We start from the raw sequence: 15,644 nt of genomic DNA on the forward strand, positions 1-15,644 counted from the left end.
TGTCGGCCGGTGGTCGCGGGCCGGCCGGATCGTCTGTCGACCGATGGTCGGGGACCGGCCGATGGTCGCGTGTCGGCCAGCGATCGTCTGTCCGCCAATCGTCGCGGGCCAACCGATGGTCGCGGGCCGGCCGGCGATCGTCTGCCGGCCGATGGTCGCGGCGCGGGCACATCGGACTCCGCCGTCACCGCGCAATTCCGAGGTCGGTCAGCTCGGCTCGCACGTCGTCGGCGTGGGGGTGCCGCAGGTCCGTGAAGAGGTCCAGCGAGTGGCGCAACGCGTCCCGCGCGGCGTCGAGGTCGCCGAGCCGCCGATAGGTCTCGCCCAGCCCCCGCCACGCGCCCGCCTCGTAGTACCGCTCGCCGGAGCGCGCGAACAGCTCCAGCCCGCGCCGCTGGTAGGCGACGGCCTCGGTCATCCGTCCCAGCTCGCGGCACGCCAGGCCGAGGTTCTCCGTCACGGCGGCCTGGCCGGGCAGGTCGGCCAGCCGCTCGTAGAGCGCGAGCGCCGCCATTGCCTGCCGCACCGCCTCCTCGTGCTGCCGCAGCTCGTGGTGGATGTACGCGACCGCGGTCAGCGCCCGCGCCTCACCGGCGGCGTGGCCGAGTTCCCGGAACAACGCCAGTCCGCGCAGGTATCGGCGCAGGCTTTCGGCGTGCTGGTTGCGCAGCTCGCACACCCCGCCGAGGTTCACGTGCACGTAGGCCGCCAAGGCGCGCTCGCCCAGCTCCTCGAACAGCCGCAGCGCCGCGTTGAGGTGCCGCTCACCCTCGTCCCAGCGGTGCAGCAGCGTGTTCGCGCGGCCCAGGCCCCGGTGCATCTCCGCCCGGCCGCGCGGGTCGCCGAGGCGTTCCGCCGCCGCGAGGCCCGCCGCGCACAGGTCGAGCCACTCCAGCCAGTGGCCGCTGGAGTGCAGCCACGTCGCCATGCACTGCGGGATCCGCCACGCGTGCGCGTCGGACCCGCGCTCGGCGGCCCGTGCCGCGGCGGCGGCGAGCACCCGGAACTCGGCGTGGAACCAGTCCAGCGCGGCGGCGTGCGACGCCATCGGCTCGGGCGTGACACCCGGCCCGGCCGGCGGCAGCTCCACGGGTTCCCGCTGCGGGTAGAGCACCCGGTCGGCGTGCTCGGCGGTGTGCAGCAGGTGGTCGAGCAGCCGTTCTTCGGCCTCGCGCAGTCCGGTGCCAGGTTCGTCGCCCGCCCGGTCGGCCGCGTAGGCGCGCAGCAGGTCGTGGATCGTGTACCGGCCGGGCAGGTGCTCGGTGACCAGGTGCGCCTGCACCAGCTCGGCGAGCGCCCGGCGGGCCCGGGTGGCGGTCATCGCGGCGAGACTGGCCGCGGCGGGCAGCGACACGTCCGGTCCGGGGTGCACGCCCAGCAGCCGGAACAGCCGCGCGGCGCAGTCGCCCAGGTGTTCGTAGGACCAGGAGAACACGTCCCACACCGTCGTCAGCGCGTCCAGCCGGGTCCGGTCGGCGGCGAGTTCCCCGGCGAACGCGCTCAGCGGCGCGGCCGGCGCTCCGGCCGTGCGGGCGGCGACCACCGCCAGGGCGAGGGGCAGACCCGCGCACCGGTCCACCAGGACGTCCACCGCCGCCGGCTCGGCCGCCGGTCGCGACCGGCCCAGCCGGGCCTCCAGCAGGGCGACGGACTCCTGCCGGCTGAGCAGCCCCAGCCGCACCGGGCGCGCGCCCTCCCGCACCACCAGGCCGGTCAGCCGGTCGCGGCTGGTCACCAGGACCAGGCAGCCGGGGGTGCCGGGCAGCAGCGGGCGGACCTGGTCGACGTCGCGGGCGTTGTCCAGCAGCACCAGGACGGACCGGTCGGCGAGCATGCTGCGGTACAGCGCGGCCTGCTCGTCGACGGTGGCCGGGATCCGGCCGCGCGGCACACCGAGGGCTTCGAGGAACCCGCGCAGCACGTCCGACGGCGACGACGGCCGGCCGGACGGGTCGAAGCCGCGCAGGTTCGCGTAGAGCTGGCCGTCCGGGAAGCGCTCGGCGACCTGGTGCGCCCAGTGGACAGCGAGGGCGGTCTTTCCGATGCCGGCCGTGCCGTTGATCGCGGAGATCACCACCGCCTCGCCGGCCGCTGCCGCGGACAGCTCGCGCAGCGCCTCGTCCCGGCCCACGAACGACTCCGGCGGAGCGGGTAGTTGACGCGGGACGCTGGGCCCGGGTGGCGAAAGGTGCGACTGGCGCGGAGGGTGCGACATCGGGGCAGCCGACAGGCCCGGCGGGTGCGATGCCGGCGACTGGCTGGACCCGTGCGGCCTGGACGGAGCGGGGGACGGCGGTTCGGCGTTCAGGATCAGCCGGTGCTGCTCGCGCAGTGCCGGTCCCGGGCCGACGCCCAGCTCGGCGGTCAGCCGTTCCCGCGCCTCCTGGTACGCGGCGAGCGCCTCCGCCTGCCGCTCCGCCTGCCGCAACGCCCGCACCAGCAGCTCCCAGAACCGTTCCCGCACCGGGTGCCGCCGGGTCAGCGCCCGCAGCTCGGGCACCACACCGGCGGCCCGCCCGGCCTCCAGGTCCATCGCCAGGCGCTGTTCCAGCACCGCCAGCCGGTGTTCCAGCAGCGGCTCGACCTCGTCCCGGTGCAGGGTGTCCGAGCGGACGTCCGACAGCGGGTCGTCGCTCCACAGCGCCAGCGCCTCGGCGGTCCGGCCGCGCTCCACCAAGTCCCGGTAGCGGTGCAGGTCCAGGCCGCCCGGTGGCACTTCGGCGAGGTAGCCGTCGGCAACCGTGCGGATCACGTTCGCCTCGCCCAGGGCCTGGCGCAGCCGCGTCACCACCATCTGGAGCGTCGCCTTGGCCCGCGCCGGGTTGGGCGGGGCGCCGTCCCACAGCCAGTGCACCAGGCGGTCGGCCGACACCACCTCGCCCGCGTGCAGCAGCAGCGCGGCGAGCAGGATCCGGGCACGGCCGGCGGGCAGCGGGAGCACCCGTCCGTCGACCCGGACCTGAAGCGGGCCGAGGACCTTGAACTCGATCGACACGAACAACTCCAAGCCGGTGAGTCCGCTGTGAGCCGACTGTGAGGCGGCTCGCGCAGAGTGGGCATCGTTCACCACCGCTCTCCCAGGGGCCGTGGGCCGGCACATCGGTTCGAGGGGGGTCTGCCGGCCCGACGGGTCCGCGTGTCGTAATCCAGGGGGGCCGACGCGCGGACTTGGCTCGCGGTGGTGACGCCGCACCCGCGGGCGTCTTCCACGCTCCCCCGAGGAAGGCGCCCGCGGTAACGGCTCGTCGTCGTGCTCGCCGCGGTGGTCGCGCGGCCGTGGTGGCGCCCGTTCCGTCGTCCCGGAACAGGACGGGTGCCCGTGGCTGTGCTCCGGCGCCTCCTCCTCCCGTCGGCCGCCCGGCGGGGCTCACCGCAGCGCGGCGACCTTCGCCCGGACCTCGTCGGCCGTGTCGTGGTCCAGCTCGTCCAGGATGGCCACGGCCTGCCGCCACGCCTCGACGGCCGCCTGGTGGTCGCCGTCCTGCGCGTGGGTGTCGCCGAGCCGGCCGAGGGTCGCCGCCTCCTCCAGCCGGTCGCCGCTCTCCCGGTACAGCGGCAGGGCCTGCCGGTAGCACCGCACGGCCTCGCCGAGGTCTCCCAGGTGGTGGTGGACGTAGCCCAGGCTGTCCCAGGTCGCCGCCTCCCCGAGGACGTCGTTCACCTGCCGGAACAGCTCCAGCGCGGCGGTGCAGTCCGCCAGCGCGCGGCGGTGGTCGCCGAGCATGGCCCGGTTCCAGCCGACCGCGTTCAGCGCCCGCGCGCAGCCCGCGAGGTCGCCGAGCTCCTGGAACACCTCCAACGCCTCCTCGGTGTGGCAGAGGGCGTCCTCCACCCGGTCCGCCACCTCGTACAGGCCGCCGAGGTGGCGGTGGATGTTGGCCTGGCTGTGCCGGTCGCCGAGCTTGCGCACCAGGTCGAGCGCGGCCAGCAGGTGGTACTCGGCCTCGTTGGGGCGGCGCAGCATGATGAACATCCGGCCCAGCGCGCGGTGCGTGAACGCCTGCGCCACCCGGTCGCCCAGCCGCTTGGCCGCCACCAGCGCGATATCCTGGCAGCGCACCTGGACCAGCCAGTGGCCACGCAGCCGGGCGAACGACGTGGCCGTCCACGCGAGCTGCCAGGCGTGCTGCTCGAAACCGTGGTCGGCGGCCTGCGCGACGGCCGCGACCAGCACCGGGTACTCGATCCCGAACCAGGACAGCGCGTCCGCCCGGTCGGCCGGCTCGGTCACCACCGCGCCCGGCGCGGGCGGGGCCGGCGTGATCTCGTCCCGGTGCGGGTAGAGCAGCCGGTCGGCCGCGTCGGCGCTGTGCAGGTAGTGGTCCAGCAGCCGCCGCACGCCCTCGCGCGGCGCGGTCCGGTCCGGGTCGGCCAGCGCCAGGTCGCGGGCGTAGGCGTGCACCAGGTCGTGCAGCGAGAAGCGGCCCGGCACGTGCTCCACGACCAGGTGCATCCGGCGCAGCTCGCCCATGATCGTGCGCGCGGTCCGCGTCGGGACGCCCGCCAGGCTGGCCGCCGCCGGCAGCGACAGGTCCGGTCCGCGGTGCAGGCCGAGCAGCTCGAACATCCGGGCGGCGGCGGGCGTCAGCCGCTCGTAGGACCACGAGAAGACGGTCTTGACGCTGGTCGTCGCCTCACCGGTGTCCAGGGCCTCCAGCCGGGTCCGCTCGTCGGCGAGTTCGTCCGCCAGCGCCCGCAACGGGAAGTCGGGGTGCGCGCACGCCCGCGCCGCGACCACCGCGAGGGCCAGCGGCAGACCGGCGCAGTGCCCGACCAGCTCCCGCACCGCCGCCGGCTCGGCGGCCACCCGGCGCACGCCGAGCTGCCGCTCCAGCAGCGCGACGGACTCGGCGTCGCTCAGCACGCCCAGCGCGAGCGGCTGCGCGCCCTCCCGGACCACCAGGCCGTCGAGCTGGTTGCGGCTGGTGACCAGGGTGAAGCAGCCCGGCCCGCCGGGCAGCAGCGGGCGGACCTGCTCGCTGTCGGCGGCGTTGTCCAGCACCACCAGCACCCGCCGGTCGGCCAGCAGCGTCCGGTACACGCCGACCTGCTCGTCCAGCCCGGCCGGGATCTGCTCGTGCGGCACGCCCAACGCGCCGAGGAAGCCGCGCAGCGCCTCGTCCGGGCTCGCCGGCAGGCCGGTCGGGTCGAAGCCGCGCAGGTTCGCGTAGAGCTGGCCGTCCGGGAACCGCTCCTGGCTCTGCGCGGCCCAGTGCAGCGCCAGCGTGGTCTTGCCGACGCCGGCCGTGCCGTTGATCGCGGAGATCACCACCGCGCCGCCCGCCGCCGCGGCCGAGTCGAGCAGCCGCCACAACGCCTCCAGCTCGTGCTCGCGCCCGACGAAGTACCGGGTGTGCACGGGTAGCTGCCGGGGCGCGGGCGCGGTCGGCACGCCGCCGGCGATGTCCGGCGCGGCGGTGAGGATCTTGTGGTGCAGCTCCTGGAGGCGCGGGCCGGGGTCCACGCCCAGCGCCTCGACCAGCAGCCCGCTCACCGCGCGGTACGCGGCCAGCGCCTCGGCCTGCTGGTCGGACCGGTACAGGGCGAGCATGAGCTGACCCCAGAACCGTTCCCGCAACGGGTGGTCCCGGGTCAGGCCGCGCAGCTCGGCCACCAGCTCCGCCGACCGCCCGGCCGCGAGGTCGGCGTCGACGCGCTGTTCGAGGACGGCCAGCCGCTCCTCCAGCAGCGGCACGACCTCCTCGCGGTGCAGGGTGTCCGAGCGGACGTCGGACAGCGGCTCGCCCCGCCACAGCTCCAGCGCCTCGGCGTAGCGGCCCTGCTCGGCCAGCTCGCGGAACACGTGCAGATCCAGCGCGCCGGGCTCGACGTCCACGGCGTAGCCGTTGGTGGCGGTGCGCACGGCGGCGTTCGCCTCGCCCAACGCCTGCCGCAGCCGGGTCATCACCATGTGCAGGCTGGCGCGTGCCCGGCGCGGATCGGTCGCGACGCCGTCCCACAGCCGGTCGACGAGGATGTCCATCGGCACGATCTCCCCGGCCCGCAGCAGCAGGTTCGCCAGCAGCACCCGCGCCTGCCCGGTCGGCAAGGGGATCAACCGGTCGTCGTGCCGGACTTCGAGAGGCCCGAGCACTGTGAACCGTGTGGCCATGTCCCTCCCTCGGACGCGGTCAGTCTACGGACGGCGGTGTCCGGTGAGGCGGGCGTGACCCATGTGTGAGCGCCGCTCACCAGGATGGATCGCGGGACGCACGCGCCGTCCTCTCCTCCTCCGAACGGTCGGAGGGGGCGATGTATGCCGATCACCCGCACCGCGGGCTGGTCGAAGCCCGGAGGCGGGACGGGCGTCCCCCCGACCCCCGTCCCGCCTCCGGCCGACGTCAGGGGGACTCATGACCACGGACCCGGCGTTACCCGGCCTGCACTCGCTGACCGGGGAACACGCGCGGCGGTACGCCGCCGGCTGGACGCGCGCGCTGCGCGGGATCGCGTCGGTGCGGGGGCTGCGCGGGATCGCGTCGGTGCGGGGGCTGCGCGGGATCGCGTCTGCGGGGGCTGCCCGTGCCCGGCAGCCCGGAGGAGACGTGCCTCCGCCTGGATGGCGCGGGCAGCGGAGCGCGATCGCCTGACCGAGCCGGTGGCCGTGGCGCTGCCGGACCCCGCGCCGGTCCGCGCCGCCGCCGAGCGGGCCGTCCGGCGGTACGGCCGCCGGCGCGACCGCTCGGTGTTCGCGCAGGCGCTAGGCGGAAACCCCGACCGGCGGGCGAAAGGCTCCGGACGGCGGGCACCGGGGGGTGTCGCCGTCCGGCAAGGCGAAAGGCCCCGCCGCGGCGGGGCCTTTCGGCTGTGTCGTCGTTTCCCCGGAACTCGGGCTCCGCCCGAACCCCGGCGTGCGGGCGTCAGTCCGGCTGGATCCACGCCACCTGGATGCGCTGCTGGCCGAACTTCCGGGTGACCAGCGTGCCCCGGCCCGGTGGCTGCGGCGAGGGCTTGAGGTTGCCCACGATCGCACCCTCCTCCTTCGAGCCCGAGCCGACCATGATCGGCGCCGAGATCTCCTTGAGCTTGCCCAGGATCGGGTCGTACAGGGCGCGCGAGACGCCACCCATCCGCCGGACCGCGATGACGTGCAGACCGACGTCCTTGGCCTGCGGGATGAACTCCGACAGCGGCTGCAACGGGTTCTGCCCGCCCTGCGGCGCCACCAGGTCGTAGTCGTCGACCACCACGAACAGCTCCGGGCCCTTCCACCAGGAGCGGTTGCGCAACTGGTCCTGGGTCACGTCCGGACCGGGCAGGCGGCCCACCATCGAGCCGCGCACGTCCTTGATCATGTCGGTGAGCTGCGCCGACGACACCGCGTAGGACAGCAGGTGGTCGGTGTCCACGAAGCCCAGCATGGTGCGCCGGTAGTCGACCAGCATGATCAGCGCCTCGTTGGAGGTGTAGCTGTTCATGATGCCGCGGACGATGGTGCGCAACAGGTTCGTCTTGCCGGACTCGCCGTCGGCCAGGCACATGAAGTGCGGGTCGGCGTCGAAGTCCAGGTAAACCGGCGCCAGCTCGTCCTCGTTGACGCCGATGGGCACCAGGTGCCCCCGGTTCGGCTTGATCTGCTGCACCTGCGCCATGAAGTCGGCGTGCGGCAGCAGGTCGGGCAGCAGGCGGACCTGCGGCGCGCGCCTGCCGCGCCAGGCGGCGGACACCTTGGCGATCATGTCCTGCACGCCGGCCGCCACGTTCTCCGCGTCGGAGGACGCGTCGATGCGCGGCAGCGCGGTCAGGAAGTGCAGCTTCTGCGGCGACAGGCCGCGGCCCGGCCGGCCCGCCGGGATGTTCACGGCGACCTTGCGGTCCACGTCGGACTCGCTCGGGTCGCCGAGCCGCAGCTCGAACCGGGTGCCCAGCAGGTCCTTCATCGCGGGCCGGATCTCCGCCCACCGGTTGGCCGCCACGACCACGTGCACGCCGTAGGACAGGCCCTGCGCGGCGAGCGCCTGGACCATCGGCTCCAGCGTCTCGAACTCCTGCCGGAAGTTCATCCAGCCGTCCACGACCAGGAACGCGTCGCCGAAGTTGTCGTCCCGGATCTCGCCGCGCCGCTTGCGGTTGCGGAACTCGACCATCGAGTCGATGCCCTGCGCGCGGAACCGGAGTTCGCGCTCGGAGATCAGGCCGGTCAGCTCGGCCACCATGCGGCGGGCCTTGTCGACGTCCAGCCGCGACGCGAAGCCACCGACGTGCGGCAGGTTCTCCAGCGCGGCGAGCGTGCCGCCACCGAGGTCGAGGCAGTAGAACTGCACTTCCTCGGCGGTGTGGGTGAGCGCCATGGACGTGATCAGGGTGCGCAGCATCATCGACTTGCCGGACTGCGGGCCGCCGACGATCGCGCCGTGGCCGGCCGCGCCGGAGAAGTCCGCCCACAGCAGGTCGCGCCGCTGCTCGAACGGCTTGTCCACCACGCCGAGCGGCACCTGGAGCTTGCTGTTGGAGAAGAAGCCGGGCGAGGTCAGGCCCCGGTCCTCGGTCGCCTGCAACGGCGGCAGCAGGGTGTCCAGCGACGGCGGCTCGTTCAGCGGCGGCAGCCACACCTCGTGCGCGGGCGGGCCCTGGCCCACCAGGCGCTCGACGATGACTTCCAGCTCGCTGGGCTCGTTGCTGTCGTCTTCCTTCTTCTCCTGCTTGACCGGCTCCAGCGGCTTGACCGGCTCCTTGGGCACCTCGATGTAGTCCGGCACGAAGAACCGGGGCCGCTTGTCGCTGGACACCACGGCCGACGGGCCGGCCACCTGGATGCCGGCGGGCCGGTACGGGCCGGACACGTACAGCGCCTTGAACCGGGTCAGCGGCGAGCCCTGCACGCCCAGGTACCCGGAGCCGGGGATGGGCGGCAGCTCGTACGCGTCGGGCACGCCGATCGCGGCCCGCGACTCGGCGGCGGAGAACGTCTTCAGACCGATCCGGTAGGACAGGAACGTGTCCAGGCCGCGCAGCTTGCCCTCCTCCAGCCGCTGCGACGCGAGCAGCATGTGCATCTGCAGCGACCGGCCGACGCGGCCGATCTGGAGGAAGATGTCGATGAAGTCCGGCTTCGCGGTCAGCATCTCGGAGAACTCGTCGATGCAGATGAACAACGCGGGCAGCGGGTCGAGGTCGGCGCCGTTCTCGCGGGCCTTCTCGTAGTCCCAGACGTTCTTGTAGTTGCCCTTGGCCAGGACCTCCTGCCGCCGCGACACCTCGCCGGCGATGGCGTCCTTCATGCGGTCGACCAGGGTGAGGTCGCCCGCCAGGTTGGTGATGGTCGCGGCGACGTGCGGGGCCTTGTCCAGCCCCAGGAACGTCGCGCCACCCTTGAAGTCGACCAGGATCATGTTGAGCGTGGTGGACGAGTGCGTCGCCAGCAGCCCCAGCACGAGCGTGCGCAGGAACTCCGACTTGCCGGAACCGGTCGCGCCGATGCACAGGCCGTGCGGGCCCATGCCCTCCATCGCCGCTTCCTTGATGTCCAGCTCGACCTGCTGGCCGAACTCGCCGATGCCGAACGGCACCCGGTAGCGGTCGCGCACCGGCCGGGGCCGCCACGCCTGCTGCACGTCGAACGTCATCGGGTCGCCCGGGAGCCCCAGGAACTCGATGAGCGGCGGGTTGTTGCTCATCGACAGCGGGTCCTCGTCGCTGCCGCCGGCGTCGACGCCGCCGACCCGGTACGGCGCGAGCCGCCGCGCCAGCGCCTCGGCCTCCACGACGCTCAGCCAGTCCGGCGCGCCGAACCACTCGACGCCGCTGGCGCTGCGCGCGCCGAGCTTGCCGTCCTCGATCACCAGCCGCAGGCCGCGCCGCGCGGTCAGGTTGCCCAGCGACTCCGACAGGTCCAGCAGGGTCACCCCGACCAGGCCCTCTTCGAGGATGATCTGCTCTTCCCGGGTGACGTCGCCGTCGTCGATCACGATCACGACGTGCGGCTGGTCGGCGGGCGGTGGCGCGTTGCGGGTGAACCGCTGCCGGTCGCGGAGCTGCTCGTCCAGCATCTGCTCGACCTCGGCCAGCGAGCCCGCCATCATCCGCATCTGGCCGATGCCGTCCATGATGGACGGGTGCTGCACGTGCGGCAGCCACTTCATCCACTCCCACTCGGCCTTGGTGCGGCCGGTGGTGACGACGGCGATCAGCAGGTCGTCCGGCGAGTGGAAGGTCGCCATCTGGGCCAGCAGGGCGCGGGCCAGGCCGCGCTTCTCGTTGATCTCGCCCAGCAGGCCGACGGCGGCGAACCCGCGCAGCGCGATGGAGATCGGCAGGTCCGGCACCAGCGAGTGGGCGCGCACGAACCGGCGCAGCGCCAGCGTCGCGATCGGCTCCAGCTCCTCCACCGGGCCGGTCTGCGGCGGCACCAGGCGGGTCGCCAGGCGCTGCGAGCCGCGGCCCGCGCGCAGGTGGCAGAAGTCCGGGTCGTTCTGGCGGCGTTCCCACATCCGGCGGGTGGTGGCCAGCGACCACAGCATCTGCGGGTCGGGGTGCACCCACTCGCGCTCGGCGCGCTGCTCGTTGGCCGCCTCGCGGGCGCGGTCGCGCATCTGGCCGAGGTAGCGCAGGTAGTCCTTGCGGTCCTCGTTCATCTCGGCCTTCTTCTGGCCCTTGCCCGAGCCCATGCCGCCGGCCATCATGCCGACCGTCGACACCAGCATCATGCCCGGCATGATCATCGCCGCCGGGCTGCGATTGCTGTAGCTGAACATCAGGACCATCATCCCGATGGAGGCGACGATCATGACCGCCGGCATGGCCTTCATCATGATGTTGCCGGGGATGATCCGGGGCACCTCGGGTGGCGGTTCGAGGTGGACCTCACCGCCCGGCGGACGGGGAGCAGCGAGGCGTGCCGTGCGTTTGAACTGCAACGTGCTCACCTAACAGGCACCTCTTCACACTCTCGTACCTACGCACGCAGGGTGCGCCCACCAGTCGCAACCGACACTATGGCGCATCCCGGCAGCGGGCGAAGGTGGGTCCGGGAAAATCCCTGTCGAACGTGTTCCGCCGAACCGCCCTGCCGGGACGCCGCGTGCGGCCATACTTGGGGCCGCCCGATGGGCCCCCGAGCGGACTAATAAGGTCGGGACGGCCCGCAAGCACACGTGATCAGGACTTAGGGGGCGCTGGTGGCGACCGGTACTACGGTGTTCAGCCGGGTTACGGTGGTTGCGCCGCGAACGCGTATCGACGTCGCGCTGCCCGCCGACGTCGCGGTGGCCGACCTGCTGCCGATGCTGCTGGACATGGCCAAGGAGGCCACTCCGGACGGCGGCGTGCGGCACGGCGGGTGGACGCTGGCCAAGCTGGGCGACAGCCCGCTCGACCCGAGCCGCACGCTGGCCTCGCTCGGTGTGGTGGACGGCGAGCTGCTGCAACTGCGCAAGCGCAACGAGACGCCGCCTCCCCCGCTGTACGACGACGTGGTCGACGCGATCGCCGAGTCCGACCCGGACAGCTTCCGCCCGTGGACCAAGGACACGGCGCGCCGGTACGGCCACATCGCGGGCGCGCTGGCGCTGATCGCGGCGGCCGTCGCGGTGCTGCTGTCCGGTCCGCTCGCGGGCGGCGACGGCCTGTGGCCGGCGATCTGCGCGGGCGCGGTGGCGATCATCGCGCTGGCGGCGGGCGCGGTCGTGGCCCGCTCCTACAACGCGACCGGGACCGGCGTGCTGATCGCCGCCGCCGGCGGGCTGCCGATGGCGTACGTGGCCGGGCTGTACATCGTGCCGGGCGCGATCGGCCGGCCGAACCTGCTGCTGGCCAGCGTCCTGGTGCTGATCTTCGCGTCCGCCGCGATCATGCTGATCGGGCGCGGCATCACGGTGTTCATCGCGGCGGCCACCGCGGGCGCGCTGAGCGGCCTGGCGTTCCTCATCGGCATCTTCGTCGACCACCCGGTGGTGGGCATCGCGGCGGCCACCGCGGCGGTGTCGCTGGCTGCGCTGTCCGCGCTGCCCCGGCTGACCATCCAGCTTGCCAAGCTGCCGCTGCCGACCGTGCCGGGCAGTGCCGAGGACCTCAAGGAGGACACCGGCTTCCCGGAGTACGCGGTGATCGAGCGGCGCACCGCGAACGCCCACGAGTACCTGACCGGCATGATCATCGGCTGCGGCGGCGTCGCGGCGGTGTTCTCGGTGATCGCGGCGAGCGCCGACACGGTGTTCGGCCCGATCCTGGCGATCGTGGTGACCCTGGTCCTGCTGCTGCGCGGCCGGGCCTACGCCAACGGCGCGCAGGCGGTGGCGCTGCTGGTGTCCGGCATGGTGGCGGGCGCGGGCGTGCTCCTCGGGTGGCTGATGGAGTCCAGCGCGGCGGACCGGCTGCTGTTCGTGTTCGGCGCCCTCGTGGTGGTCGGCGTGCTGGCGCTGGTGCTCGGTGTGATCTTCCCCCACCAGAAGTTCTCGCCCGTGCTGCGCCGCACGGTGGACGTCCTGGAAGCCATCCTGATCGCCGCGGTGCTGCCGCTGGCGCTCGCCGTGATGGACCTGTACGTGGCCATGCGCTCGCTGATCCCGGCCTGAGCCCATGAAGCGCACCGCACGGAAGATCGCCGCCCTCACGGCCGTGGCGCTGACCCTGGCGACCGCGCCCGGCGCGTACGCGCAGCCGACCACGACCGCCGCGTCGACCCGGCCGAACTCCGTTCCGCCGCCGGTCGACATGTCGTTCCTCAAGCCGTTCAAGCCGCCCGCCGAGGACGTCAACTACACCCCGAAGACCCTGTGCATCACGTCGGGCACCGGCAACCGGCCGCTCCCCAACAAGCCGTGGGGCCAGATGCAGTTGCGGCTGGAGGAGGCGCACCGCTTCGCCACCGGCGCGGGCGTCAAGCTGGCCGTCATCGACACCGGCGTGAACGCCGAGCACCCGCGCCTGAAGGGCCGGGTGATCCCCGGCGGCGACTACGTGGAGACCGAGCGGAACGGCGTCTTCGACTGCGACGGCCACGGCACCGAGGTGGCGGGCATCGCGGCGGCGAGCAAGGACGACGCGACGGGCTTCGTCGGCGCGGCGCCGGAGGCGGAGATCATCGCGTTCCGCCAGACCAGCAACCACTACAAGTTCGAGGACCCGTCCGGCCGGGACAACCGCGGCTCGGCGGGCAAGGTGCGCACCCTGGCGGAGGCGATCGTGGCCGCCGTGGAGGCGGAGGCGAAGGTCATCAACATCTCGCTGACGTCCTGCGAGCCGCCGCACGCGCCGAGCGACCAGGAACGCGAGCTGCAGGCCGCGATCCACTGGGCGGTCAACGAGAAGAACGTCGTGATCGTGACGGCGGCGGGCAACATCGGGAAGCCGGAGGACGGCTGCTCGGTGCAGAACGACAACCAGAACGTGGACACCGTCAACGTCGTCGCGTCCCCGCCGTGGTACTCGGACAACGTCCTGTCGGTGGCGTCGATGGCCGCGTCGGGCGAGGTCTCGCAGTTCTCGGTGTGGGGCCCGTGGATCAGCATCGCGGCCCCCGGCGAGGACATCACCACCCTGGACCCGGCGGGCCAGGGCCTGTCCAACGTGCGCCTGGACGAGCGCGGCGGGGCGAGCCGCATCCAGGGCACCAGCTTCGCGTCGCCTTACGTGGCGGGCGTGGTCGCGTTGGTGCGCCAGCGTTTCCCGAACCTCAATGCCCACCAGGTGATGGACCGCATCAAGGCGACCGCGCAGCACCCCGGCAACCCGAGCGGCCGTGACCACAAGGTCGGCGCCGGCATGATCAACCCGGTGGCGGCGCTGACCGCGGAACTGCCGTCCGAGAAGGGCGCGAAGGCCACCAACCCACCCCAGGTGATGACCAACCTGGACCCGCTGAACCCCCCGGACCACACGCCGCTGATCGTGGCGCTGTCCGGCACGGGCGCGGGCGTGGGCCTGCTGCTGCTGACCCTCTTCATCGTCCACACGGTCAACCGCAACCGGGCGCGACGCGTCGTGCCGGCGAAGCGCAGCGTGATCTGAGCTACCGCGTGATCTGACCGACAACGCTCGAACCCCGCGCCCGAGGCCCTTGAACAGACTTCGGGCGCGGGGTTCGTCGGTCCTGAGCGATCTCCGGCGCGGGAAGTTCCCGGCCTCAAGGGATCTCCGGCGCGGGATGGCGGGAAGTTCCCGGCCTCAAGCGGTCTCCGGCGCGGGATGGCGAAGTTCCCGGCCTCAGTCGTCCTCGCCGAGGATCGGCGGAGCGGTCTTCTTGGGCTTGCCGAACAGCTCTTCGGTGGTCCCGGTGATGCGGACCTTCGCCTTGTGGTCCTTGTCACCCCCCTGCTGGCCGCCCGCGCCCATGCCGCCCATCATCCCGCCGCCCATCATGCCGCCGGGAGCGCCACCAGGGGCGCCACCACCGCCGCCGGCCACCCCCGCCGCCGCAGGACGTGGGCCGCCGTCGACCGGCTTGGGTTCCTGGACCGTGGTCGAGCCGCCAGGCTGGAGCTGGGGTTCCGGCGTCGCACCGCCACCCGGAACGCCACCACCTACGCCCCCACCGACACCGCCTCCGCCGACGCCACCGCCACCGGGCGAACCACCGCCCGGCGAACCACCGCCCGGAGCGCCGCCACCGGGAGGAGCCACCGCCGCGGCGGGCTTGTCGGCTCCACCACCGGACGGCGGAGGCGCGGCGGGCTTCGCGGGCTCGGTGAACGTCCAGTCCCGCTCCGGGTACTTGTGCTCCATCTTCACGTCGGCGAAGTCCGAAGCCCCCGACACCCCGTCGCACAGCCGCAGGAAAGCCTCCAGGATGTCCCGGACGGACTCGTGCAGCTCCTTCGCCGGGCCCCGCAGCTCGTCCAGGGCCTCGATCACCCGACGGTCCCCGTCCAGCGGCAGGGCCGCCGCGCCGGACACCGAGTCGGCGGCGTCGGCGAACATCCGGGACATGTCCGAGACGATGTCCCGGATCCCGTCGGCCGTCTGGTCCAGCGCGTCGCCCATGGCGTGCATCGCGTCGGACATGTCGTGCCCGGCCAGCCCGACCGACTGCATGTGCGCCACGAACGACTCGGCGTCCTTGCCCTGCCAGGCCGAGTCGAGCTTCCCCAGCGGCTTGGTCAGGTCCCGCGTCACGTGTTCCGCGACCAGGCCGGCCGCGCGCCACCGCTCGGCCTCGTCGTGCAGGTCGTTCCACGAGCCGACGACCGGCCGGAAGTAGTCCTCCACCAGGTCCTGCACGCCCAGCCGCCGACTGAGCCCGGACAGGTAGTCCAGCTCCGGCCCGACGGACGCGGCGAGCTGGCGGCCGTCCTGCCCCGGCATCAGGACCCTCCCAGGCGGCGGTCGGCCTTCTTGATCAACGCCACGGCCTCTTCGTCCTGCGAGCCGTAGTGCTCCGCCACCTCGTGCAGGCCGCGGGCCGCCGACGTGAGCACCTCGCACGCCCGGTCGAGCTGCTGGTTGAGCATCCCGGCCGCGCGGCGGTACGCCTCGTCGCTGCGCAGGGTCCGGCCGAGTTCGCCGAAGCTCTGCGCGCGCACCGGGGCGGCCCGCAGTTCGGTGCGGGCGCGGGACAGTTCCGCCGCGGCCTCGTCCACCCGCTTCGCGTACAGCTCGACCCAGCGCGCGTCCACCGCGATCTTCCCGGTGGTGCGCGCCGGGGCGGCGTGTCGTGACACCTCGTTCAACCCGGACACCTCCCTGCCCCCTGTGACGGTCCCCGGCCG

The 15,644-nt window shown here is 73.3% G+C and carries 8 protein-coding genes; 3 read left to right on the forward strand and 5 right to left on the reverse strand.

Annotated features, from left to right (window positions below):
* Window positions 1–184: 184 nt before the first annotated feature.
* Window positions 185–2,995, reverse strand: coding sequence for an AfsR/SARP family transcriptional regulator (locus ACQPZF_RS38835; protein ID WP_433265747.1), 2,811 nt, complete (start codon window positions 2,993–2,995; stop codon window positions 185–187).
* 372 nt (window positions 2,996–3,367) lie between these two features.
* Window positions 3,368–6,112 (reverse strand): BTAD domain-containing putative transcriptional regulator, encoded by a 2,745-nt coding sequence (locus ACQPZF_RS38840; protein ID WP_433265749.1) that lies wholly within the window; start codon window positions 6,110–6,112, stop codon window positions 3,368–3,370.
* Between the two features lie 241 nt (window positions 6,113–6,353).
* On the opposite strand from ACQPZF_RS38840, the gene ACQPZF_RS38845 reads away from it, so the two are divergent.
* Complete coding sequence (locus tag ACQPZF_RS38845; RefSeq protein ID WP_433265751.1) at window positions 6,354–6,590, forward strand: hypothetical protein; 237 nt, start codon at window positions 6,354–6,356, stop codon at window positions 6,588–6,590.
* 270 nt (window positions 6,591–6,860) lie between these two features.
* Here ACQPZF_RS38845 and eccCa read toward each other — a convergent pair whose 3' ends face one another.
* A complete protein-coding gene (gene eccCa / locus ACQPZF_RS38850) occupies window positions 6,861–10,865 on the reverse strand; it encodes a type VII secretion protein EccCa (RefSeq protein ID WP_433265752.1) in 4,005 nt (1,334 codons plus the stop codon).
* Window positions 10,866–11,117: 252 nt separating this feature from the next.
* On the opposite strand from eccCa, the gene eccD reads away from it, so the two are divergent.
* Complete coding sequence (eccD, locus tag ACQPZF_RS38855) at window positions 11,118–12,512, forward strand: type VII secretion integral membrane protein EccD (protein WP_433265753.1); 1,395 nt, start codon at window positions 11,118–11,120, stop codon at window positions 12,510–12,512.
* 4 nt (window positions 12,513–12,516) lie between these two features.
* Window positions 12,517–13,947, forward strand: coding sequence for a type VII secretion-associated serine protease mycosin (gene mycP, locus ACQPZF_RS38860; RefSeq protein ID WP_433265755.1), 1,431 nt, complete (start codon window positions 12,517–12,519; stop codon window positions 13,945–13,947).
* 195 nt (window positions 13,948–14,142) lie between these two features.
* On the opposite strand, the gene ACQPZF_RS38865 is transcribed toward mycP, so the two are convergent.
* Entirely contained in the window at window positions 14,143–15,240 is a 1,098-nt protein-coding gene (locus ACQPZF_RS38865) for a WXG100 family type VII secretion target (protein WP_433265757.1), read from the reverse strand.
* On the reverse strand, window positions 15,240–15,596 hold the full coding sequence (locus ACQPZF_RS38870) for a hypothetical protein (protein ID WP_433274922.1): 357 nt from the start codon (window positions 15,594–15,596) through the stop codon (window positions 15,240–15,242). The genes ACQPZF_RS38865 and ACQPZF_RS38870 overlap by 1 nt, the downstream gene beginning before the upstream one ends.
* Window positions 15,597–15,644 lie beyond the last annotated feature (48 nt).

It is taken from the genome of Actinosynnema sp. CS-041913 (assembly GCF_050942485.1).
GTDB lineage: Bacteria > Actinomycetota > Actinomycetes > Mycobacteriales > Pseudonocardiaceae > Actinosynnema.

Coding starts and splice junctions, on each gene's coding strand:
- ACQPZF_RS38845 (WP_433265751.1), top strand. CDS start 6,354: ATGACCACGGACCCGGCGTTACCCGGCCTGCACTCGCTGACCGGGGAA.
- mycP (WP_433265755.1), top strand. CDS start 12,517: ATGAAGCGCACCGCACGGAAGATCGCCGCCCTCACGGCCGTGGCGCTG.
- ACQPZF_RS38840 (WP_433265749.1), bottom strand. CDS start 6,112: ATGGCCACACGGTTCACAGTGCTCGGGCCTCTCGAAGTCCGGCACGAC.
- ACQPZF_RS38865 (WP_433265757.1), bottom strand. CDS start 15,240: ATGCCGGGGCAGGACGGCCGCCAGCTCGCCGCGTCCGTCGGGCCGGAG.